Origin of the sequence: Thiomonas sp. FB-Cd, assembly GCF_000733775.1 — a bacterium.
Lineage (GTDB): Bacteria > Pseudomonadota > Gammaproteobacteria > Burkholderiales > Burkholderiaceae_C > Thiomonas_A.
Genome location: NZ_JPOE01000002.1, coordinates 1,519,394 through 1,539,560, shown reverse-complemented (window position 1 = coordinate 1,539,560; position 20,167 = coordinate 1,519,394). Strand labels below are relative to the sequence as shown.

Genomic DNA, 20,167 nt, shown 5'->3' with positions numbered 1-20,167 from the left:
TCGCCGCAAGGCGCCGCGCGGGGGTCTGCACCGCAGCCCGGCTCAACCTTTCCTGACAGGTCATTCATGCTCTGCCTTCCAGCTTTCCGCCGCAGTCTGCTCTCGTGTCTGGTGTGGTCCGGCTTGGCTCTTGCGCCACTTGTCGTGCACGCGCAAGAAACCGACCCCAATCGGGTCTACCGCTGCCCCGACAATTCCTACACCAACATGCTCAGCGTGGTGAAGTCGAAGAACTGCAAGCCAGTGGACAACGCGAACGTCAGCGTGCTTTCCCCGGTCCAGCCGCAGAAAAAGCCTGCTGCTGAACCGCGCGGCGCTTCAAGCGCGGATCACATCAGCCAATCGACCCAAAGCGCCCGCGACGCAGAGGCACGCCGCATTCTGGAGGCCGAACTTCAAAGCCAGCAGCTCAAGCTGGAGGAACTGCAGAAGGCCTACAACAATGGGCATCCCGACTATCTCGGCAGCGAGCACAACGTGGGTGGAGGCATCAACCAGCAAAAATATCTCGATCGCGTGGCCGCAATGAAGGATCAGATTACGCTGGTCGAGGCCAATATCCAGGCACTGCAGCGGGAGCTTCAGCGCTATGGGCCGTAATGTGGACAACAAGCCAGCAAAAGCACCTCGACAGGAGGAACCAGGCACCGCTCCGGAACTCGCTGCGCAGCCCGCACTCGATTGGCTTGCCACGATGGCCGCGTTGGTCGACCCGCAGGGCCGCGTGCTCTATGCCAATCCGGCAATGGAGGCCGCACTGGGCTTGTCGCGGCGACATCTGCGCGGGCAGAGTCTTGTCCAGTGGTTAACCCGCCAGGGCCTGTGGCTTGAGGCGCTGCGCCAGGTTCATGCGGACGAATTCAGCAGCAAGCGCTTTGACTGCGCGGTGGTCGCGCGCAACTCTGGCGATCCCATGCAAGTCCAGCTCATCCTGGCTCGTACTGAAGTGCCGGGCATGCTGCTGGTGGAACTCGTCGAACTGGGCCAGCAAACGCGCCAGGAGCGCGAGGAACAGTGGTTGAACCAGGCGCAGGCGAACAAGGACCTGATTCGGAACCTGGCCCACGAGATCAAGAACCCGCTGGGCGGCATTCGGGGCGCAGCGCAATTGCTGCAAAGCGAGCTCGACAGCCGCGAGTTGCAGGAGTACACGCGCGTCATTATTCATGAGGCCGACCGCCTGCAAACCCTGGTGGACCGGTTGCTTGCACCGCATCGGCGACCGCATGTCGTCGGCGATGTCAATATTCATGAAGTGCTCGAGCGGGTGCGCTCGGTCATCCTGGCCGAATTTGCCCAAGGCCTCGAGGTCGTCCGAGACTATGACGCGAGTATTCCCGAATTTCGCGGTGACCGCGAGCAGCTCATCCAAGCCATTCTGAACATCGCGCACAACGCGGCGCAGGCTTTGGCTGATCGATGCGTGCAGGGCGATGCACGCATCGAATTCAGAACACGCATCGTGCGGCAGGTCACGCTGGCCAAGCAGCGTTATCGCCTGGCACTGCTCTTGCATATCTCCGACAACGGCCCCGGCGTGCCAGCGGAAATCAAGGACAGGATGTTCTTCCCACTGGTGTCGGGGCGGGAGGGCGGCAGCGGGCTGGGTCTAACGCTGGCGCAGACCTTCATTCAACAACACCAGGGAACCATCGAGTGCGACAGCCAGCCAGGCCAAACCGATTTCCGCATCCTCATTCCGCTGCTTTGAGGTTGGCCGTCAGGGCGTCTCACGCGCATCCGCACCCGGCAGCGAGGCATCGGACATGAAACCCATCTGGGTCGTCGACGACGATCAATCCATCCGTTTCGTACTGGAAAAGGCCCTTGAAAAGGCGGGACTTCCGGTGCGTACTTTTGCCAATACGCGTGATGTTCAGGAGGCGCTGGCGAACGACACACCCCAAGTCCTCGTGTCGGACATTCGCATGCCCGGTGGCAACGGCATCGAGTTGCTCCAGGATCTCAAGCGCAGGCATCCGGAATTGCCCGTCATCATCATGACGGCGTATTCGGATCTCGACAGTGCCGTGTCAGCGTTTCAAAGCGGTGCATTCGAATACCTGAGTAAGCCATTCGATCTGGACAAGGCGGTTGACCTGATCCAGCGCGCCGTTGATGAGGGCCTGCGCGAACAAGGCACCGACGAGGCACATCTGGAGCCGCCGGAACTGCTGGGCCAGGCGCCGGCCATGCAGGACGTGTTCCGCGCCATCGGGCGGCTTTCACCCTCACAGGTCACCGTACTTATCACTGGCGAATCGGGAACCGGCAAGGAACTCGTGGCGCAGGCGTTGCACCGCCACAGCCCGCGTGCAAACGGACCGTTCGTGGCGATCAATACTGCGGCAATTCCGCGTGATCTTCTGGAAAGCGAGCTGTTCGGACATGAGCGCGGAGCCTTTACAGGCGCTCAGACCTCACGGCGGGGTCGGTTCGAACAAGCCGAGGGCGGAACGTTGTTTCTGGATGAAATCGGTGACATGCCCTATGAGCTGCAGACACGCCTGTTGCGCGTGTTATCGGACGGGCATTTCTACCGCGTGGGCGGGCATAACCCCATCAAGGCGCATGTGCGGGTGATCGCGGCAACCCACCAGAACCTTGAGCAACGGGTGCGCGAGGGGCTGTTTCGCGAAGATCTGTATCACCGACTCAATGTCATCCGTCTGCGCCTGCCGCCGTTGCGTGAACGTCGCGAGGACATCGTCCTGCTGGTGCGGCATTTTTTGCAGAAAAGCGCCAGCGAACTTGGCGTGGATGCCAAACGGTTGTCCGATGCCGCACTGGCCGTTCTTCAGCATTACCCGTTTCCGGGCAACGTGCGCGAGCTGGAAAACCTGTGCCACTGGCTCACGGTCATGGCGCCAGGCCTTACGGTCGACGTCAAGGACCTTCCCCCGGAGTTGCGCCAGATGCCAGGGCATGCACCAAGGGTTTCGTTGCAACAACCGGCGCAAGTCGTGGCGCCACGGGACGAGGTCGCCCAGGCCGATGCGGCCGCGAGCGCAGGGTTGCAGAAGCCCGCAATCCCTCTCCAGGCTGCTGGGCCGGAACTCGATGCTGGTGCTCCACCCGGCAGCCCGTCGCAACAAGTGGCGCAGGAAGGCTGGGAGGCAGCTGTTGCCCGCGTTGCGCGTGAACTGCTGCAGGCAGGACAGGCTGAAGTGATGGATCAACTGACCCAGCGCTTCGAGCGTGCCGTCATTCAGGCTGCGCTCGGTGTCACGCACGGGCGCCGCATCGAGGCGGCGGTCAAGCTCGGCATTGGTCGCAACACGATCACCCGCAAGATCCAGGATCTGGGGCTGGATGACTGAAGGGGTTGCGACGATTCGCGCTGTCTTGCCGAAGAACCGCTGCGTGCCGCGTCAGGGTATCGGCCAGTCCAGGTCCACCACGACCGGGGCATGGTCGCTCGGGCGCTCGTTTTTGCGCATCGCCTTATCGATGGTGCAAGCGCGCACGCGCGCCTTGAGCGGCGAGCTCACCAGGATGTGATCGATCCGCAGGCCTTGATTTCTGCGAAACGCGAGGTTGCGGTAGTCCCACCACGTCCAGCTTTTCGGAGCCTGCTCGAACAAGCGAAACGCATCGACCAACCCCAGGCCGAGCAGGGTCTGGAAATGTGCACGCTCCTCGGTGGTGCAGTGGATCTTGCCACGCCAGGCTTCCGGGTCGTATACATCGCGGTCTTCGGGGGCTACGTTGAAGTCGCCAAGGAGCACGAGCTGCGGATGGCTGGCGAGTTCGCCGTGCAGCCACGTTTCAAGTGCATCCAGCCAAGCCATCTTGTAGGCGAATTTTTCGCTTCCAGGCTCTTGACCATTGGGGAAGTAGGCGCCGACTACGCGTAGCCCCGCCACCGTCCCCGCGATGACCCGCGCCTGGTCATCGCGCAGGCCCGGGATGTTGCGCACGACGTCGATGGGCTGTTCGCGCGACAGTAGGGCAACGCCGTTGTACGTTCGTTGACCGAAACACTGCGCGTGCCAGCCCGCCTCGCGTAGCGCGTCATGGGGGAACCTGTCGTCTGTCAGCTTGGTCTCTTGCAGGACCATGACATCGGGTTGCTGGGCTTGCAGCCAAGCCAGCGCCTGCGGCAGGCGCACGGACAGGGAGTTGACATTCCAGGTGGCAATTTTCATCATCGGGTCGGAGTCGGCGATGGGCGCGCGCGAGGCCTTGGGGACAGATGGGCGGGGTCGATTGTTCTCGATTATCGCGTCAAGGATGATCCGAGGACCTCCTGCTGCCCTGACGGGGAAGGCAAGGACACGGGATCCGTGATGCGCATCCTTCGTCACGTGGGGGGGCATGGGGTGCACGATCATGTCATCGAGACCGCAGGCCTTGGCGATGCGCTCCAACGCGATCGGATCCCCGTTTGTCCACGCCTGGAGTGCGTGTTCCTGGGCTGATGCCGCGCCTGCCCGTGGCAGCGTGTCGAGAACCCGTTGGGTTTGCGCCGCCACGGCGTGAGCCGGGTCGACGAGGTTGACCGGCCTGGCGGGCGCATCGAGCGCGTCATGCAGTGCTTTCGCGATCAGCGGGTAGTGGGTGCAACCGAGCACCACTGTGGCGCAATCAGCTTTGCGCAGGGGCGCGCAGAAGCGCCGCACCAGGGTCGTCGTCTCAACGGACTCTGGTCCACGGGTTTCGATTGCTTCAGCCAACCCCGGGCAAGGCTGAATAAGGACCTCAGCCCGGCCGGCGTGGGCTTGCAGCAGGGCCTGGAAGCGCGGTGAGGACAGCGTGGCAGGGGTTGCCAAGACGCCCACGGGCCTGCCGTGTGCCATGGTCAGGGCAGGTTTGATGGCAGGCTCGATGCCGATGAAGGGCACGTGTGGCCAGGTGCGTCGCAATTCGGCGATGGCAAGTGCTGTGGCCGTGTTGCACGCCACGACGATGGCCTGCGCGCCGTGGGCCAGCAAAAAGCGTGTGAGCTCGATGCTGCGCTGCTGCACATAGGCGGGATCGCGCTCGCCATAGGGTGCGTACGCCGAGTCGGCGGCGTAGATCAGCGTGGCGCCTGGAAGCCGAAGGTGCAGCGCGGCAAGGACGGTCAGCCCTCCCACGCCCGAATCGAAGACGCCAATACGCGATGGCCCAGGCGTGGCATCCCCGGTCTGCGCCATCGTCAAGCGACGGTCACCGGAATCTTGCCGATGCGCGCACGCCACTCGGCAGGTCCCGTTTTGTGCACCGAAGTGCCCTCGGAGTCGACCGCAACCGTCACGGGCATGTCCTTGACCTCGAACTCATAGATCGCTTCCATGCCCAGATCGCCGAAGGCGACGAGGCGGCTCGACTTGATTGCCTTGGCAACCAGGTAGGCGGCGCCGCCGACGGCCATGAGGTAGGCGCTCTTGTGCTTACGGATCGCCTCGATGCCGGTTGGGCCGCGTTCGGCCTTGCCGATCATGGCGATCAGTCCGGTCTGGGCCAGCATCATTTCGGTGAACTTGTCCATTCGCGTGGCGGTGGTTGGCCCGGCGGGACCAACCACCTCATCGCGCACCGGATCCACAGGGCCCACGTAGTAGATGACGCGATTGGTGAAATCGACGGGCAGCTTCTCGCCGCGGGCCAGCAGGTCGGCGATACGCTTGTGCGCTGCGTCGCGCCCGGTCAGGAGCTTGCCGTTCAACAAAAGCGTTTCCCCCGGCTTGAAAGCCGCCACGTCCGCAGAACTCAGGGTGTCGAGGTCGACCCGGCGGCTCTTGTCGTAGTCCGGGGCCCAGCGCACGTCGGGCCAAAGGCTGAGGCTGGGCGGTTCGAGGTACACCGGGCCTTGACCGTCCATCACAAAATGGGCGTGGCGGGTTGCGGCGCAATTCGGGATCAGCGCCACGGGAAGATTCGCCGCATGACAGGGCCAGTGCTTGATCTTGACGTCGAGCACCGTGGTGAGCCCTCCCAAGCCTTGGGCGCCAATGCCCAGGGCGTTGACCTTTTCGTAGAGTTCGATGCGCAGTTCTTCGTACTTGTCGCGCGCGCCGCGCGTGAGCAACTCGCTCATGTCGAGGTCTTCCATCAGCGCTTGCTTGGCCATGAGCATGGCCTTTTCAGCCGTGCCGCCGATGCCAATGCCGAGCATGCCCGGCGGACACCAGCCAGCACCCATCGTCGGCACCGTGGTCAGGACCCAGTCCACCAGGCTGTCCGAGGGGTTGAGCATGGCGAACTTGCTTTTGGCCTCCGAGCCGCCGCCCTTGGCCGCCACGGTTACATCCATGGTGTTGCCCGGAACCAGTTCGACATGGAGCACGGCGGGGGTGTTGTCGCGCGTGTTCTTGCGCTCGAACAGCGGGTCGTCAAGGATGGATGCGCGCAGCTTGTTGTCCGGATTGAGGTAGCCCAGGCGTACGCCCGCGTCCACCGCGTCTTGCAGGCTGCCTGTCAGGCCCTCGAAGCGCACACCCATGCCGATCTTGAGGAACACATTGACAATCCCGGTATCCTGGCAGATGGGGCGCTTGCCTTCGGCACACATGCGGCTGTTGGTCAGTAGCTGGGCAATGGCGTCCTTGGCTGCAGCGCTGCGCTCGCGCTCGTAGGCGAGCGCCAGATGTTTGATGTAGTCGGCGGGGTGGTAGTAGCTGATGAATTGAAGGGCGGCGGCGATGCTTTCGACCAGGTCGTCTTGGCGGATGACAGTGGTGGACATGATGGTGGTCTCCGAGAGGTCATTGTCAGTTCAGGGTATCCCCGAATCTTAGGACCGTATCGAACTCCTCGGCCCTCAATGTCTGTCCGCGTCTCGTTCCTGCGCCGCCTGGTAGTCGTGGATGGTGCGGCTCATGACCCGGTCGGTGTAGGCGATGGCCAGTGCGGACGCCAGGAACGTGAGGTGAATCGTGGTTTGGGCCACCAATGCCTTGACGCTGTAGGCGTCGGCATTGATGAATGTCCGCAGCAGGTGGATCGACGAGATTCCGATGATGGCCATGGCCAGCTTGACCTTGAGCACGGATGCATTCACGTGTGACAACCACTCCGGGTGGTCGGGATGGCCTTCCAGATACATGCGTGAAACAAAGGTCTCGTAGCCGCCGACGATGACCATGATCAGCAAGTTGGCAATCATCACCACATCGATCAGGCTGAGCACGACCAGCATGATGGTCGTCTCGGTGAGTTTGGGGGCTGCGGCGTGGGCGGACGCAACAGCCAGGGCCCCCTCGGGTGGAAGCGGATTGCGCACCGCAACGGCTTCAAGCAGGTGCTGGAGCGCGGCCTGGTTTCCCATGGCGGCGCCGGTCAGATCGACCAGCTCCTTCCAGAAATGGAAGACGTACACCCCAAGCGCCAGGATGAGTCCCAGATACAGCGGAAGCTGGAGCCACCGGCTCATGAACAGGAGCCGCGGAATCATCGGCGGTCCACTGCGTGCATTGGGTTGGGTCATGGCGTTGTCCGGCCGTTACGAAGTCGTGAATGATTGTAAGTAGGTCGAATTTTCGGGCGATCGAGTCTTTCCAAGCCTTGCAGCGTCAGGGGCGTGTAAGAGCAGGCGATACACAATCTCGAACAAACACAATAAGTAAGGGCGGGTGTGCCGCAAAATTCAGCGGCCATGGCCCCGACAAGTTGACGCAGTCTGGCAAACCTGGAGACAACCATGACCGAACAACAAGCCCCCGAGCATCACGTCCTGAAGACCTATTACCCCTCGCCAGAGGCCGTCCAGCGAGCGCGCATTTCAGGCATGGATGCCTATCGCAAACTGGTGGCGGAGGCGGAAGGCGACTTTGAAGGATTCTGGGCGCGCTTGGCGCGTGAGCACCTGCACTGGCACAAGCCGTTCACCCAGACGCTGGATTCCAGCGGAGCGCCGTTCTTCAAATGGTTTGCCGATGGCCGGCTCAATGTGTCCTACAACTGCCTGGACCGGCATGTGCTGGCGGGCAAGGGCAGTAAGACTGCCATCGTGTTTGAGGCTGACGACGGCGCCGTCACCCGTGTGAGTTACGCTGAGTTGCTGGAGCGCACGGCGAAGTTTGCCAACGCGCTCAAGAGTCTGGGTGTGAAAAAGGGTGATCGCGTGATCATCTATATGCCCATGTCCGTGGAGGGGGTGATCGCGATGCAGGCTTGTGCCCGCATCGGTGCCACGCACTCTGTCGTGTTCGGCGGGTTTTCCGCACAATCGCTTCGCGACCGCATTGAGGATGCAGGTGCCGTGCTGGTGATCACGGCCGATGAGCAGCGACGCGGCGGCAAGTCGTTGCCCCTGAAGGCTATCGTCGACGAGGCGCTGGGTCTCGGCGGCTGCGACACCGTGCGCAACGTGGTTGTGTATCGGCGCACCGGCGGCAATGTAGCGTTCAATGCGAAGGGCGACCTGTGGATGCATGAACTGGTGGAAGGGCAGAGCGCGGATTGCCCGCCCGAGTGGGTGGAGGCTGAGCATCCACTGTTCCTGCTGTACACATCGGGATCCACGGGCAAACCCAAAGGCGTTCAGCACTCGACCGCGGGTTATCTGTTGTGGACGCAGCTCACGATGTTGTGGACCTTCGATATTCGTGACGACGACCTGTTCTGGTGCACGGCAGACATTGGCTGGGTCACCGGTCACAGCTACATCACCTATGGTCCACTGGCTTGCGGCGCCACCGAAGTGGTGTTCGAGGGCGTGCCAACCTATCCTGATGCCGGGCGCTTCTGGAAAATGATCCAGAATCACAAGGTGACGGTCTTCTACACGGCGCCCACGGCGATCCGCTCGCTGATCAAGGCAGCCGAGACGAACGCGGCGGCCCATCCGCGCAACTACAAGCTGGATTCGCTGCGCATTCTTGGCACCGTGGGCGAGCCGATCAATCCTGCGGCCTGGGAGTGGTACTACGAGCACATCGGTGGCGGGCGCTGCCCCATTGTCGACACGTGGTGGCAGACGGAGACCGGTGGGCACATGATGAGCCCGCTGCCCGGGGCTACGCCGATGGTGCCAGGGTCCTGTACCTTGCCGCTGCCGGGCATCTTTGCGGAAGTGGTGGACGAGACCGGGCACGATCTGCCATGGGGTACGGGTGGCATTCTTGTGATCAAGAAGCCTTGGCCGGCCATGATCCGCACCATTTATGGAGACCCCGAGCGTTTCAAGAAGAGCTACTACCCGGAAGAGCTGCAAGGCTATTACCTTGCAGGCGACGGCGCCATCCGCGATGCGCACACGGGATACTTCACCATAACCGGCCGTATCGACGACGTGCTCAACGTGTCGGGGCACCGCATGGGCACGATGGAAATCGAGTCCGCGCTGGTGTCACATCCGCTGGTGGCCGAAGCCGCCGTGGTGGGGCGTCCGGACGAACTCACGGGCGAGGCAGTTTGCGCATTCGTCGTGCTCAAGCGGCCCGTCCCGGTTGGCGAGGAGGCTTTGCAGATTGCGCACGAATTGCGCAATCACGTGGGCAAGGAGATCGGCCCCATCGCCAAGCCCAAAGACATTCGTTTTGGTGACAACCTGCCCAAGACCCGCTCCGGCAAGATCATGCGCCGGCTGCTGCGCACCTTGGCCAAGGGGGAGACCATCACCCAGGACACCTCAACCCTGGAAAATCCGGCAATCCTGGAGCAACTCGCCCGCAACCACTGACGCCGATTGGGCCCCCGTCCTCCCCTTTGCGGGGGAGGGCTCACGGGGTGCATGTTTGCGTGGATGGCGCGCGGGGAAAGCGCCGTTCCCGCCTCAGCGGTTCGCCGTTTGGCCGGCCTCCGTGTCCGTGCACAGAGGCACCGCCAAGGTGCCGCTGCGCCCAGGGATAGCGCCCAAGCCGACGGCCTTGTGCGGCAGGGCATTCAGATCCAGCGTCGCGGCATAGTCGGACAGGCTGCCGATCCGAAGACCGGCTGCGGTCCAGCCCGCAAGCAGATCATCGAACACGGGCGCAAGCTGGCCGCCTTCGAGTTCGGCATGCAGCGTGTACACGTGGTCCCGTCCATCGAGCGATCGTTCAAGGATACGTTTGGCAACATTCGCCGATGTGATGTCGTCCACGCCGATGAGCTCGTCCAACGTGGGCAGGGTGGTGGGCAGTTGCGGGACCCCGACAGGGCGACCATTGACGAGCGGCATGTAGGGCGTCTTGCCGCGGCCGTCGGAAGCAAGGGTGAATCCGAGCTCGCGCTCGAGCATGTAGGCGGAGTCGTTCATCTGCCAGCCGGCCGCTCCGTGTACGAGGGGCTTACGGCCAAAAATCTCGCCAAAGCGGTCCACGGCCAGGCGCATCTGCTTGCGTGTCCATTCGGGACCCTTGCCGGCCACGTAGTCTTGCCAAAGGATGTGGTCCCAGGTGTGCACACCGGCTTCATGTCCAGCGCGATAGGTCGCTCGCATCGGTTCGGCCGCCAGGCGCCCGATATCCGGCCCCGGCAAAAGGGTGCCGTAAAGCAATGTCTTGAGTCCGTAATGGCTGGTCACGGATGTGCGCCGCACCTTGGCTAGAAATCCGGGGCGGAACACGCGCTTGAGCGCGCGCCCCGTGTGGTCGGGACCGAGGCTGAACAGGAAGCTTGCGCGCAATTTGTGCCGCGAGAGCAGGCGCAGCAAGGTGGGCACACCTTCCTGGGTGCCGCGCAGCGTGTCGACGTCGACCTTGAGAGCGAGAAAGGGCATGGCGTGCCGTGGAGTTTGAAGGGCGTGTCAGTTTCCGGCTTCGTCCATCAGGGCGCGAGCCTGCGCGATCTGGCCGCGATAGGCTTGGAAGATTTTTCGCAGTGCGGTGTCCATATCGGTCTTCGGAGACCAATCGAGATCTTGCATCGTGTTGGTGATTTTGGGCACACGGCTCTGCACATCCTGATAGCCCGTGCCGTAGTAGGCGCCGGAGCTGGTCTCAACCAGTTCCACCTTGCGGGCAGATTCGGCATATTCGGGGAATTCGGCAGCCAGACGCAGCATGCGCTGGGCCAAATCACGGACCGAATAGTTGTTTGCAGGGTTGCCGATGTTGTAAATCTTGCCTGCGGCCACGCCGCCGGGATTTTCGATGACGCGCATGAGCGCATCGATGCCGTCATCGATATCCGTGAACGCACGTTTTTGCTGCCCCCCGTCGACCAGGCTGATGTTTTCGCCACGCACGATATGCCCAAGGAACTGGGTGACGACCCGCGAGCTGCCTTCCTTGGCCGAATGAATGGTATCCAGCCCGGCGCCGATCCAGTTGAATGGGCGAAACAGCGTGTAGTCCAAGCCTTCCTGCTGGCCATAACCGGCAATGACACGATCCATCAGCTGCTTGGAACAGGCATAGATCCAGCGCGGCTTGTTGATCGGTCCATAGATCAATGGGGAGTGATCGGGATCGAATTCGGCGTCGGTGCACATGCCGTAGACCTCGGACGTGGACGGAAAAACAAGACGCTTGCCGTGTTTGACCGCTGCGCGCACGATCGGCAGATTGGCCTCGAAATCCAGCTCGAATACCTTCAGCGGCGCCTTCACGTACGTGGCCGGCGTGGCAATGGCCACCAGCGGAAGGATCACGTCGCATTTGCGCACGTGGTATTCGATCCACTCCTTGTTGATGGTGATGTCGCCTTCGAAGAACTTGAAGCGCGGGCTTCCCAGAACGTCTTCGATACGGTCGGTATTCATGTCCATCCCGTAGACCTCCCAATCGGTGGTCGCGAGGATGCGCTTGGACAGGTGATGGCCAATGAAGCCGTTGACGCCGAGGATGAGGATTTTTTTCATGGGGTGTGTCCTGCGAGTTCCGAAATCTGTCGGGTGTTCAAGGCGATGCCTGGCTGGTTTGCGTCCCAGAGTTCAAGCAGATGGACAATGCCGCCGTCACCGCTCTTGCCGAGGGCGTGGCCGCCAGCCACATGGAGCCCGAGCGTGCTGGCTGCGGGCAGCAGTGCGGCAATCTCTGGCTGCGCCAGGCGCGCGCGCGCGACAATGAGGCGATGGCCAGAGACGCTGAAAAACGCACCAGGGTAGGGCGGGGCGACTGCCCGGATGAGGTTGTAGATGGCTTGCGCGTGCCGATGCCAGTCGATGCATCCGTCCTCAGGCTTGCGTCCGCCGAAGTAGCTGCCCTGGGCCAGATCGTTGCGCTGGCGCGGTACCACGCCGCGTTGCAATTGGGGCAGCACACCCCATAGGGCAATTTCGGCGGCAACCGTCACCTTGTCGAAGACGTCCTTTGCCGTGTCATCGGGCAGGATCGGCACAGCCTGCTGAGCCACGATGTCGCCCGCATCGGGCTTGGCCTGCATGATGTGCAGCGTGGCTCCGGTTTCGGCTTCGCCGTGGAGCACCGCCCAGTTCACCGGGGCTCGGCCTCGGTACTTGGGCAGCAGCGAGCCGTGCATGTTCAGCGCAGCGACCCGCGCCGCTTGCAGCAATTCAACCGGCAGCATGCGTCGGAAGTAAAAGGAAAAGACATAATCCGGCTCAAGTCGCTTGACGCGCTCCAGCACTGCGGGCGCAATGGTTTGGTCCACGAACTCCACCAAAATGCCATGCTCGCGCGCCACGGCTGCGACGCTGTCGAACCACTGGGCCTCAGCCGGATCATCGGGATGGGTGACGACGAGGTCGACCTGCATGCCGCGTGCCAAGAGGGTGCGCAGGCAGCGGACACCGACGTTGTGGTAAGCAAAAACGACAGCGCGCATGGGTGCCTAGCGGTGGGCGATGGACTGATGCGCCGCGTCGCGGGTCAGCGCGCTGGCGGGCTCTGGAGCCACAGCGCGCTGACTGCCTGCCGTGTCGTCCAAGATGGCCTGCACGACGTAGCGTGGGCGACCGCGCACCTGTTCGTAGATGCGCCCGATATATTCGCCAAGCAATCCAATGCTGAACAAGAGCACGCCCAGCAGGCAGAAGGTAATGGCAAAGAGCGTAAACACCCCCTGCACCTGTGAGCCGAACAGGATGCGATCAACCATCAACAGCAGGAACAGCGCACCCGAGGCCAGAGCCAGGCCGATGCCCAGAAAGGACATGAACTGCAGGGGCATGAGCGAAAAGCCAGTGACGAGATCGAAGTTCAGCCGGATGAGCTTGAACACTGAGTACTTGGACTCGCCTGCGGCACGCTCCTCGTGCATCACTTCGATTTCCGTCGGCCGCAGTGAAAACGTATAGGCCAGGGCGGGCACAAAGGTGTTGACCTCGCTGCAACGATTGATGGTGTCCACAACATCGCGGCCATAGGCGCGCAGCATGCAGCCTTGGTCAGTCATCTGCACGTGCGTGATTTTCTCGCGCAGCCCGTTCATCGCGAGGCTGGCGTGACGCCGAAACCAGCTGTCCTGCCGCTGACGCCGGATGGTTCCAACATAGTCGTAGCCTTCGCGCATCTTGGCCACCAGCTTGGCAATCTCCTCGGGCGGATTTTGCAGATCGGCGTCGAGCGTCACCACGATATCGCCGCGCGTGTGCTCAAAGCCAGCCAGGATGGCCATGTGCTGGCCATAATTGCCGTTGAACAGGATGGCACGTGTGACATCCGGGCGCAGCTTTTGCTGCGCCGCCAGCATCGCGCTGGAACGGTCTCGGCTACCGTCGTTGACGAAAATCACCTCGTAGCGCTCGCCAAGGGCGTCAAGCGCCGGATACAGGCGCGCAAACAGCGCCGGCAGGCCGGCTTCCTCGTTGTACACGGGAATCACGACCGAGAGTGTCGGGGAGGGGGCAAGGCTGCTAGTCATAGGCCGAATTCTCGCAGCACTGTCGACAGCGCTTCGGCAACACGGGCGATGTCGGCATCGCGCATCGCCGGAAAGAGGGGAAGCGTGAGGATGCCAGTTCCCACGCGCTCCGCATGTGGGAACTGGCCGGGCTCGAAACCGAGCTTGCGGTACATGGTGAACAAATGGATGGGCGGGTAGTGCACGCCAGTGCCGATGCCGCGGTCTTTGAGGGCTTGCATCACCGCGGCGCGCTGCACCTCTGCAGGCAACACGATCTGGAACATATGCCAGTTGCTGCTTTCGAAATCACGCACCGGCAGTTGTACGCCACGTGCCGGCAGGCCGAACGCGTCGAGCAGCGCAAAATACGCTTGTGCCAGCGCGGTGCGGCGGCGGTTGAAACCGTCGACCCGTTGCATTTGTCCAAAGCCCACGCGCGCAGCCACGTCGGTGAGGTTTGCCTTGGAACCCAGCACGTCCACGTCCATGCCATCCAAGCCGAAACGGCGCACCCCTTGCAGGCGCAGCCGCTCCACCAGCCCAGGGTCGGCATCCGGCGGAAGCACGAGGCAGCCTCCTTCAATGCTGGTTGCATTCTTGTTCGGATGGAAACTGAACGAGGAATAATCGCCGAAGCTTCCGATGCGTCTCGTGCGCCAGGTGCTTCCAATGGCCTGCGCAGCGTCCTCCAGGACGCGAAGACCGTGCCGCTGCGCAAGGGTGAAGATGGCATCCAGATCGCAGGGCAGCCCCGCCAGATGCACGGGAAGAATGACCTTGGTCCGGGGCGTGATGGCCGCTTCGATGCCGGCGGTGTCAATGTTGCGGGTGATGGGGTCGATGTCAACGAATACCGGCGTGGCGCCGACCGCAAGCACCACATTGGCCGTGGCCACCCAGGACAGCGGCGTGGTGATGACCTCGTCGCCCGGTCCCACCCCCAGCATGCGTAGGGCCACCTCCATCGTGACGGTGCCGGAGTTAAAGGTGCGCACCTGCCGCCCACCGAAATACTCCGATAGTGACTGTTCAAACTTGGTGTTCCAGGGCCCTGTGGTGATCCAGCCCGAGCGCAATACCTCAACAACGCCTGCAATGGTGTCCTCGTCGATATCGGGGCGAGTGAGCGGTAGAAAATCGGTTGTGTTCATTGCAGGGAGCTCAGGTGCGGGCGACAAGGATCACGCCCACGATGATGATGGCGATGCCGAGAAGCTTTTGCATGGTGAGTGCCTCGCCAAATAGCCACCAAGCGGCAAAGGCCGTGACCACGTAGCCGAGCGACAGCATGGGGTAGGCCATGGATACTTGAACGCGCGTGAGCGCCAAGATCCACACGACCACCGACACCGCATAGCAAACCAATCCCAGGAGAATCTGCCATTGCAGGGCGAAGTGCAGTCCTGCGTGCCAGATGTTGGACAGGGTGAAGGAAAACCGTCCAGCGGTCTCGGCTCCGGCCTTGATCAGCAACTGCGCGGCGGCATTGAGCAGCACGCCGGTCAACACCAATGCAAAGGCGACGGCGCTCATGGCGTGACCTCGCGCTGCATCGGGCCGGCGCTGTGCGCATTCCACGCCGCAGGCAGCCGGGTGGTGGCCGCCTGCGCGGCTGCGCCGTAGTCCTCACCGGGTTTGGCGATCACCGCGTAGCGCGACGTCTTCTCGATGACCACCAGCGGCAGGCCTGTCGCACGCATCGCCGCGAGCTGGTCGACGGGCATGAAGGCCAGAGGTCGATGATCGCGCCGCCAGCGTTTCGCGAAATCGGCCACGGTCGGCACCCAGAGCTGCGGCTGTTCGGTGATGCCGAAATGCAGCTCACCCTCGTAGGCCACCACGGTGACGGTACGCTTGAGATAGAACGGCAGGGTCTGGTCGTACGTACCCACGGTGTAGAAGGGCTGGCCAGGGTGCAGCCAAGGGCGGATCGCCTGCACCACGTCTTTGGTCGAGGCGGTGCGTCCGAGGATCTGAAAAGCCTGCGTTGCAACGGTAAGCCCCAAGACCATGCCGCACGCCAGAACAAGCACCGCGGCGGCTCGGCGCCCGGCCTTTTCCCAGTTCCAAGCCAGCACGGACGACACCAGACCCAGGGCGGCCGTGACCTCCAGCCACCAGCCGTACTGTTGGTAAAGGGCGCTTGGCGTGGTGGCATTGCCCGCACGCCAGAGCTGCGTGAATCCGACGATCGCACCGGCCGAAAGCAAGGCGAAAAAGGCGAACTGCCGCCGTAGTGCACTTCGAGGCGCGTGCGCGAAGTACCCACCCATGAGCAGGGCCAGCGCGGGAAAGACGGGAAGGATGTAGGACGGAAGCTTGGAGTGCGAGGCGCTGAAGAAGGCAAAAATGAAAACCGACCAGATCAGCAGCACCCAATTGACGCGCAAAGGCTCCTGCGTTGCAACCGGGCGATCGGCGCGTACGGTCCCAAAGGGGTGCGTCACGCCATATCGCAAGCTCGGCCATAGCCCTCCCAGCCAAGGCAGGATTCCAAGCAGCAAAATGGGGATGAAGTAATACCAGGGGCCGGGCCGTTGCAGATCGGGCGTGAGAAATCGGGTGAACTGCTGGTAGATAAAGAAATAGTTGAAAAATTCGGGATTGCGCACCTGGACCCAGACGTACCAAGGCGCAGCAACCGCCAGGAAGATCAACAATCCAGGCAGCAGTTGCAGTCGCTTCCATAAGGCCCAATCGCGGGTGAGCAATGTGTAGAGGATCAGAGTTGAGCCCGGAAACGCTACACCGATCAGTCCTTTGGAGAGCATGGCCAGGCCCATCTGCGCCCAGCAGGCCCACATCCACCAACGCGTCTGTGCCGCTGTGGCGCCGGTGCGCTGGGCCAGCAAGAAGGCAAACAGACTTCCAGCCAGGAAGGCCGACACACCCATGTCGAGCGTGTTGATATGCCCCAACCCCACCCAGTACACGCAGCTGGCCAGGATCGCACCCGCATACAGTCCAGCGCGCGCACCAAATAGCGCCCGGCCAGCGAACCACGTGAAGATGATGGTGAGAAAACCGGTCAAACCCGTCCACAGCCGAGCCTGCCACTCCCCCAGCCCGAAGGCCTCATAGGCAGCAGCAGTGGCCCAGTATTGCAGGGCGGGTTTCTCGAAGTACTTGAATCCGTCGAGCCTTGGCGTGACCCATTCACCCGTCTGCACCATCTCGCGGGGAATCTCCGCATAACGACCTTCGTCCGTCGGGACCAGGTCGCGATAACCGAGCACCCCGAACCAAAGCACCGCAACCAGCGCCGCCAAGGCGAGAAGCGCACGGGGGGAGGGGATGGGATCTTGCGTGGGGGAGTCGGGTATCACGGCACAGGCTGCTGGATGATGGCCGTTCGTGGCGCCGGACAAAGGCATCGAAGCAGCGCGAAAACGTTGCATGAGAACAAATAACCAATTGGCGCATCGAAACTTCAATACGCTCGACCGAATCGAACGCCGGGCTTCGTTTTCATGATTGGATCCCCGGTGTTCTCAAGCGGTAGGCGCTGAATCGCTCTCGGCGCCTACCCGCTTGATATTGAAGTTGGTATTGGGAGATTCTAAGGCGCGCCGGAGTTGGGTCGTGCCATGCGCTCAGCAGCGGGGGCAGGTGAGATGCGTTGCGTCGCACCCATAGCTGATGCGGTCGATGGCGAACTGGTTGGGTGAAACGGGCAGCAGCCCTGCGAGGAACGAACGCGCAATCGGCAGCGATGAATCTGCATCAATTGGCCGAACAGACCGCCTGTTGCACCGTCATTTCTTGTTACGATGAAATCGTCGCCAAGAAGGGCCAGCACGACAGCTTGCGCTATCCCGACCCGAAACAGATCAAGCTCGATCCGGGTAACAGTCGCATCTTTGTGCCCAAGCTGGGGTGGCTGCGCTATCGCAACAGCCGGGACGTTCTCGGTGCGGTGCGCAATGTCACGGTGTCCAGCAGCGGCGGCACGTGGTTCATCTCGATCCAGACCGAGCGTGAGGTTGAGCAGCCCATCCCGAGCGCCACCCGCGCCATCGGGATCGACGTGGGCATTGCCCGATTTGCCACGTTCAGCGACGGTGCGTTTCTGCCACCGCTGAACAGTTTCAGGACGCACGCGGTGCGGCTTGCGCGGTACCAGCGGGCGATGAGCCGCAAGGTGAAGTTCAGCAAGAACTGGAGGAAGGCGAAGGCCAAAGTCACAAAACTCCACCAGAGGATCGGCAATGCCTGAGGCGACGCCCTGCACAAGGCCACGACCACGATCAGCCAAAACCACGCGATGGTGTGTATCGAGGACTTGCAGGTGAGGAACATGTCCAGGTCCGCAGCAGGCACAACCGGGAAGCCGGGCACGAATGTCCGGGCCAAGCGCGGACTCAACAAATCCATCCTCGATCAAGGCTGGTTCGAGTTCCGCCGCCAACTGGACTACAAGGTCCGGTGGAGCGGCGGCCATCTCATGGCCGTGCCACCGCACAACACGAGCCGCACCTGCCCATGCTGCAGCCATATCGCGGCCGACAATCGCCGCACGCAGGCGCAGTTCAAGTGCGGCGCGTATGGCTACGCGAATCATGCCGATGTTGTCGGCGCGCTCAACATCCTTGCTCGCGGGATGCAAAAACTGCGAGACGAAGGGACGGACATGGCGCACGCTTGCGCTGGGCGGGAAACCGCAGCCCGGATCGCCTGTGAAGTGAGCGGTGCAGCAATGCCGCCAGCAGCAGGAACCCACCGAAGCGACTCAGGAGCGGCTCAATGCCGCACCTGAGCGCCGTAGGAATCTCCGCCCTTCCCGCGCAAGCGGTGGCCCCAGGCCAGGGGCGGGGAGGAGGTCAACAGAGCCATGTTGATCACAAGCGGGTTGGAAGCTTCTGGCTCGACTTTCTCGATTTTCGGCGACGGACCATCACCAGCGGCTGGCGATTCAAGATGCTAATGCTCGTGGTGGACGATCGCGTCGTGTACAAGATCTGGAGCGGCCAACCGGACATCTCCGAGGTGCAGTCGACGACGAACCCACTGGGGCCGCTGCAAGGCTTCGGGGAGTCCGCTTTGGGCAGATTCTGAAGCAAGCCGGCGTGTCAAGCAGGCGTATGCCTTTCGGCCGGCGCCACGCAGCGCCTGGTGGGGCGCCATTCGGACTGGGGTCGCCTGCCAGGGTCGAAGCTCAGATGAGCGGCGGCTCCTGCATCAGCGCCACTTGCTCGCGCAGCTCCAGGATGCGGTCCTGCCAGTAGCGGGCGCTGCCAAACCAAGGAAATGCAGCGGGGAAGGCGGGGTCGTGCCAGCGGCGGGCGATCCAGGCGCTGTAGTGGATCAGACGTAGCGTGCGCAGCGCCTCGACCAGATGCAGTTCGCGGTCATCGAATTCGCAAAACACCTCGTAGCCTCGCAGCAGCGCCGAGAGCTGGCGACGCATGTCCACGTTGTCGCCAGACATCAGCATCCACAAATCCTGGACCGCAGGCCCGGTGCGACTGTCGTCGAAGTCGACGAAATGCGGGCCATCGTCGGTCCATTGGATGTTGCCGGGATGGCAGTCGCCGTGCAGCCGCAGCGTCCGGACGTCGCCGGCACGCTGGTAGGCGCGACGTACGCCATCGAGCGCCTGGTCGGCGACGCTCGTCCAGACTGGGTGCAATTCCTCGGGCAGCCAATCGCCGGCAGCGAGGAAATTGCGCGGTTCGATGCCGAAGCTCTGGATGTCGAGAGCGGGGCGTGCCTCGTACGCGCAGCTTGCACCGACCGCATGGATGCGGCCGAGGAAACGCCCCAGCCATTCGAGTGTGTCCTCTCGCTCGAGCTCAGGGGGTCTGCCGCCCTGCCTTGGGAACAGCGCGAAGCGATGGCCTTCGCGATGATGAAGCGTTTGGCCGCCGAGCGACAGCGGTGGTACGGCGGGAATCTCCCGCTCAGCGAGCTCACAGGTGAATGCGTGCTCTTCGAGGATGGCCGCATCGCTCCAACGGCCTGGCCGATAGAACTTGGCGATGCGTTGGCTGCCGTCCTCGAGCCCGACTTGGTAGACGCGGTTCTCGAAACTGTTCAACTGCAGCAGCCTGCCATCGCAACGCATTCCGAGGCTGTCGATCGCGTTGAGTACGCAGTCGGGTGTCAGGTCGGCATAAGAGGGGTCGCGGGTCATGTTTGTTCTTACCACAGGAGCGCTAGACGGTTGGGGTGGGCGGGCAGAGTGCGCGCTTCGCGGTGAACATGTTGAGATCCTCACTGGCCCGAATGCCGATATCAACACTCCATTGCAGAACTTTGTAGTTCTGCTTTGCCCACAGATGCCTGGAGTCGGCGCCCCATAAGCAAAAAGCCCAGCGGCTAGGCTGGGCTAAGTGCTGGCTATTCTTGGTGCCGGTGAAAGGAATCGAACCCTCGACCTTCTCATTACGAATGAGCTGCTCTACCAACTGAGCTACACCGGCGACGAAACCGGCAATCTTAACCGATCTGTGAAGCGCGTCGATGCCTCGGGGGTGCCAGCGCCATGTCACGATCGGCTGCACGGTGCGTG

Annotated in this window: 16 protein-coding genes, 1 tRNA gene and 2 pseudogenes; 6 read left to right on the top strand and 13 right to left on the bottom strand. The window is 62.4% G+C overall.

Annotation, left to right across the window (positions count from 1 at the left end; all coding sequences use genetic code 11):
- The first annotated feature begins 66 nt into the window (after window positions 1-66).
- Genes CD04_RS0107535 through ntrC form a run of 3 tightly spaced genes read left to right on the top strand, consistent with a single transcriptional unit; the run spans window position 67 to window position 3,320 of the window.
- Window positions 67-600, top strand: coding sequence for a hypothetical protein (locus tag CD04_RS0107535; protein WP_051849012.1), 534 nt, complete (start codon window positions 67-69; stop codon window positions 598-600).
- Window positions 590-1,711 (top strand): nitrogen regulation protein NR(II), encoded by a 1,122-nt coding sequence (gene glnL, locus CD04_RS0107530; protein ID WP_051849011.1) that lies wholly within the window; start codon window positions 590-592, stop codon window positions 1,709-1,711. The genes CD04_RS0107535 and glnL overlap by 11 nt, the downstream gene beginning before the upstream one ends.
- Window positions 1,712-1,766: 55 nt before the next feature.
- Window positions 1,767-3,320: a nitrogen regulation protein NR(I) gene (gene ntrC / locus CD04_RS0107525; protein WP_031405539.1), complete on the top strand. Its 1,554-nt coding sequence runs from the start codon at window positions 1,767-1,769 to the stop codon at window positions 3,318-3,320.
- Window positions 3,321-3,371: 51 nt separating this feature from the next.
- On the opposite strand, the gene xth is transcribed toward ntrC, so the two are convergent.
- The 4 genes and pseudogenes from xth to CD04_RS0107510 all read right to left on the bottom strand — a co-directional run bounded on the left by xth (window position 3,372) and on the right by CD04_RS0107510 (window position 7,411).
- On the bottom strand, window positions 3,372-4,148 hold the full coding sequence (gene xth, locus CD04_RS24130) for an exodeoxyribonuclease III (RefSeq protein WP_031405537.1): 777 nt from the start codon (window positions 4,146-4,148) through the stop codon (window positions 3,372-3,374).
- A gap of 297 nt (window positions 4,149-4,445) precedes the next feature.
- Window positions 4,446-5,138: pseudogene (gene murI, locus CD04_RS24125) on the bottom strand (glutamate racemase); the annotation flags it as partial.
- A gap of 2 nt (window positions 5,139-5,140) precedes the next feature.
- Window positions 5,141-6,670, bottom strand: coding sequence for a fumarate hydratase (locus CD04_RS0107515; protein WP_031405536.1), 1,530 nt, complete (start codon window positions 6,668-6,670; stop codon window positions 5,141-5,143).
- 75 nt (window positions 6,671-6,745) lie between these two features.
- Window positions 6,746-7,411 (bottom strand): YqhA family protein, encoded by a 666-nt coding sequence (locus CD04_RS0107510; protein WP_031405534.1) that lies wholly within the window; start codon window positions 7,409-7,411, stop codon window positions 6,746-6,748.
- Between the two features lie 213 nt (window positions 7,412-7,624).
- Here CD04_RS0107510 and acs point away from each other — a divergent pair, with 213 nt between their 5' ends.
- Complete coding sequence (gene acs, locus CD04_RS0107505; RefSeq protein ID WP_031405532.1) at window positions 7,625-9,607, top strand: acetate--CoA ligase; 1,983 nt, start codon at window positions 7,625-7,627, stop codon at window positions 9,605-9,607.
- A 93-nt stretch (window positions 9,608-9,700) separates the two neighbouring features.
- Here the strand turns inward: acs and CD04_RS0107500 are convergent, their stop codons facing one another.
- From CD04_RS0107500 to CD04_RS0107470, 7 genes are read right to left on the bottom strand one after another with little or no spacing between them, the layout of a single operon-like run.
- Window positions 9,701-10,627 carry a polysaccharide deacetylase family protein gene (locus CD04_RS0107500; protein ID WP_051849010.1) on the bottom strand — a complete coding sequence of 309 codons (927 nt, stop codon included), beginning with the start codon at window positions 10,625-10,627 and terminating at the stop codon, window positions 9,701-9,703.
- A 27-nt stretch (window positions 10,628-10,654) separates the two neighbouring features.
- Complete coding sequence (locus tag CD04_RS0107495) at window positions 10,655-11,710, bottom strand: bifunctional UDP-4-keto-pentose/UDP-xylose synthase (protein ID WP_051849009.1); 1,056 nt, start codon at window positions 11,708-11,710, stop codon at window positions 10,655-10,657.
- Window positions 11,707-12,636 carry a formyltransferase gene (locus CD04_RS0107490; protein ID WP_031405527.1) on the bottom strand — a complete coding sequence of 310 codons (930 nt, stop codon included), beginning with the start codon at window positions 12,634-12,636 and terminating at the stop codon, window positions 11,707-11,709. The genes CD04_RS0107495 and CD04_RS0107490 overlap by 4 nt, the downstream gene beginning before the upstream one ends.
- A gap of 6 nt (window positions 12,637-12,642) precedes the next feature.
- Window positions 12,643-13,674, bottom strand: coding sequence for a glycosyltransferase (locus CD04_RS0107485; RefSeq protein WP_038167587.1), 1,032 nt, complete (start codon window positions 13,672-13,674; stop codon window positions 12,643-12,645).
- Window positions 13,671-14,807 carry a DegT/DnrJ/EryC1/StrS aminotransferase family protein gene (locus tag CD04_RS0107480; RefSeq protein ID WP_031405523.1) on the bottom strand — a complete coding sequence of 379 codons (1,137 nt, stop codon included), beginning with the start codon at window positions 14,805-14,807 and terminating at the stop codon, window positions 13,671-13,673. Before CD04_RS0107480 ends, CD04_RS0107485 begins: the two co-directional genes overlap by 4 nt.
- Window positions 14,808-14,817: 10 nt before the next feature.
- A complete protein-coding gene (locus tag CD04_RS0107475) occupies window positions 14,818-15,189 on the bottom strand; it encodes an SMR family transporter (RefSeq protein WP_031405521.1) in 372 nt (123 codons plus the stop codon).
- A complete protein-coding gene (locus tag CD04_RS0107470; RefSeq protein ID WP_231480497.1) occupies window positions 15,186-17,054 on the bottom strand; it encodes a glycosyltransferase family 39 protein in 1,869 nt (622 codons plus the stop codon). Before CD04_RS0107470 ends, CD04_RS0107475 begins: the two co-directional genes overlap by 4 nt.
- A gap of 386 nt (window positions 17,055-17,440) precedes the next feature.
- Here CD04_RS0107470 and CD04_RS21585 point away from each other — a divergent pair.
- Window positions 17,441-18,412: pseudogene (locus CD04_RS21585) on the top strand (RNA-guided endonuclease InsQ/TnpB family protein); the annotation flags it as partial.
- Window positions 18,400-18,711, top strand: coding sequence for a hypothetical protein (locus tag CD04_RS0107460; protein ID WP_231480496.1), 312 nt, complete (start codon window positions 18,400-18,402; stop codon window positions 18,709-18,711). The pseudogene CD04_RS21585 and the gene CD04_RS0107460, both read left to right, overlap by 13 nt.
- 100 nt (window positions 18,712-18,811) lie before the next feature.
- On the opposite strand, the gene CD04_RS0107455 is transcribed toward CD04_RS0107460, so the two are convergent.
- The gene (locus CD04_RS0107455; protein WP_031405514.1) at window positions 18,812-19,789 is read right to left on the bottom strand and encodes a serine/threonine protein kinase; all 978 of its coding nucleotides are present in this window, start codon (window positions 19,787-19,789) and stop codon (window positions 18,812-18,814) included.
- 213 nt (window positions 19,790-20,002) lie between these two features.
- Window positions 20,003-20,078, bottom strand: a tRNA-Thr gene (locus CD04_RS0107450).
- Window positions 20,079-20,167: the final 89 nt, after the last annotated feature.

Excerpts from the sequence above, each read along its gene's own strand:
- CD04_RS0107535 (WP_051849012.1), top strand. The coding sequence starts at position 67 with ATGCTCTGCCTTCCAGCTTTCCGCCGCAGTCTGCTCTCGTGTCTGGTG.
- CD04_RS0107480 (WP_031405523.1), bottom strand. The coding sequence starts at position 14,807 with ATGAACACAACCGATTTTCTACCGCTCACTCGCCCCGATATCGACGAG.
- CD04_RS0107475 (WP_031405521.1), bottom strand. The coding sequence starts at position 15,189 with ATGAGCGCCGTCGCCTTTGCATTGGTGTTGACCGGCGTGCTGCTCAAT.
- xth (WP_031405537.1), bottom strand. The coding sequence starts at position 4,148 with ATGAAAATTGCCACCTGGAATGTCAACTCCCTGTCCGTGCGCCTGCCG.
- CD04_RS0107490 (WP_031405527.1), bottom strand. The coding sequence starts at position 12,636 with ATGCGCGCTGTCGTTTTTGCTTACCACAACGTCGGTGTCCGCTGCCTG.
- ntrC (WP_031405539.1), top strand. The coding sequence starts at position 1,767 with ATGAAACCCATCTGGGTCGTCGACGACGATCAATCCATCCGTTTCGTA.
- CD04_RS0107460 (WP_231480496.1), top strand. The coding sequence starts at position 18,400 with ATGCCGCACCTGAGCGCCGTAGGAATCTCCGCCCTTCCCGCGCAAGCG.
- CD04_RS0107470 (WP_231480497.1), bottom strand. The coding sequence starts at position 17,054 with ATGCAACGTTTTCGCGCTGCTTCGATGCCTTTGTCCGGCGCCACGAAC.
- CD04_RS0107485 (WP_038167587.1), bottom strand. The coding sequence starts at position 13,674 with ATGACTAGCAGCCTTGCCCCCTCCCCGACACTCTCGGTCGTGATTCCC.
- glnL (WP_051849011.1), top strand. The coding sequence starts at position 590 with ATGGGCCGTAATGTGGACAACAAGCCAGCAAAAGCACCTCGACAGGAG.
- CD04_RS0107500 (WP_051849010.1), bottom strand. The coding sequence starts at position 10,627 with ATGCCCTTTCTCGCTCTCAAGGTCGACGTCGACACGCTGCGCGGCACC.
- CD04_RS0107455 (WP_031405514.1), bottom strand. The coding sequence starts at position 19,789 with ATGACCCGCGACCCCTCTTATGCCGACCTGACACCCGACTGCGTACTC.
- CD04_RS0107495 (WP_051849009.1), bottom strand. The coding sequence starts at position 11,710 with ATGAAAAAAATCCTCATCCTCGGCGTCAACGGCTTCATTGGCCATCAC.
- acs (WP_031405532.1), top strand. The coding sequence starts at position 7,625 with ATGACCGAACAACAAGCCCCCGAGCATCACGTCCTGAAGACCTATTAC.
- CD04_RS0107510 (WP_031405534.1), bottom strand. The coding sequence starts at position 7,411 with ATGACCCAACCCAATGCACGCAGTGGACCGCCGATGATTCCGCGGCTC.
- CD04_RS0107515 (WP_031405536.1), bottom strand. The coding sequence starts at position 6,670 with ATGTCCACCACTGTCATCCGCCAAGACGACCTGGTCGAAAGCATCGCC.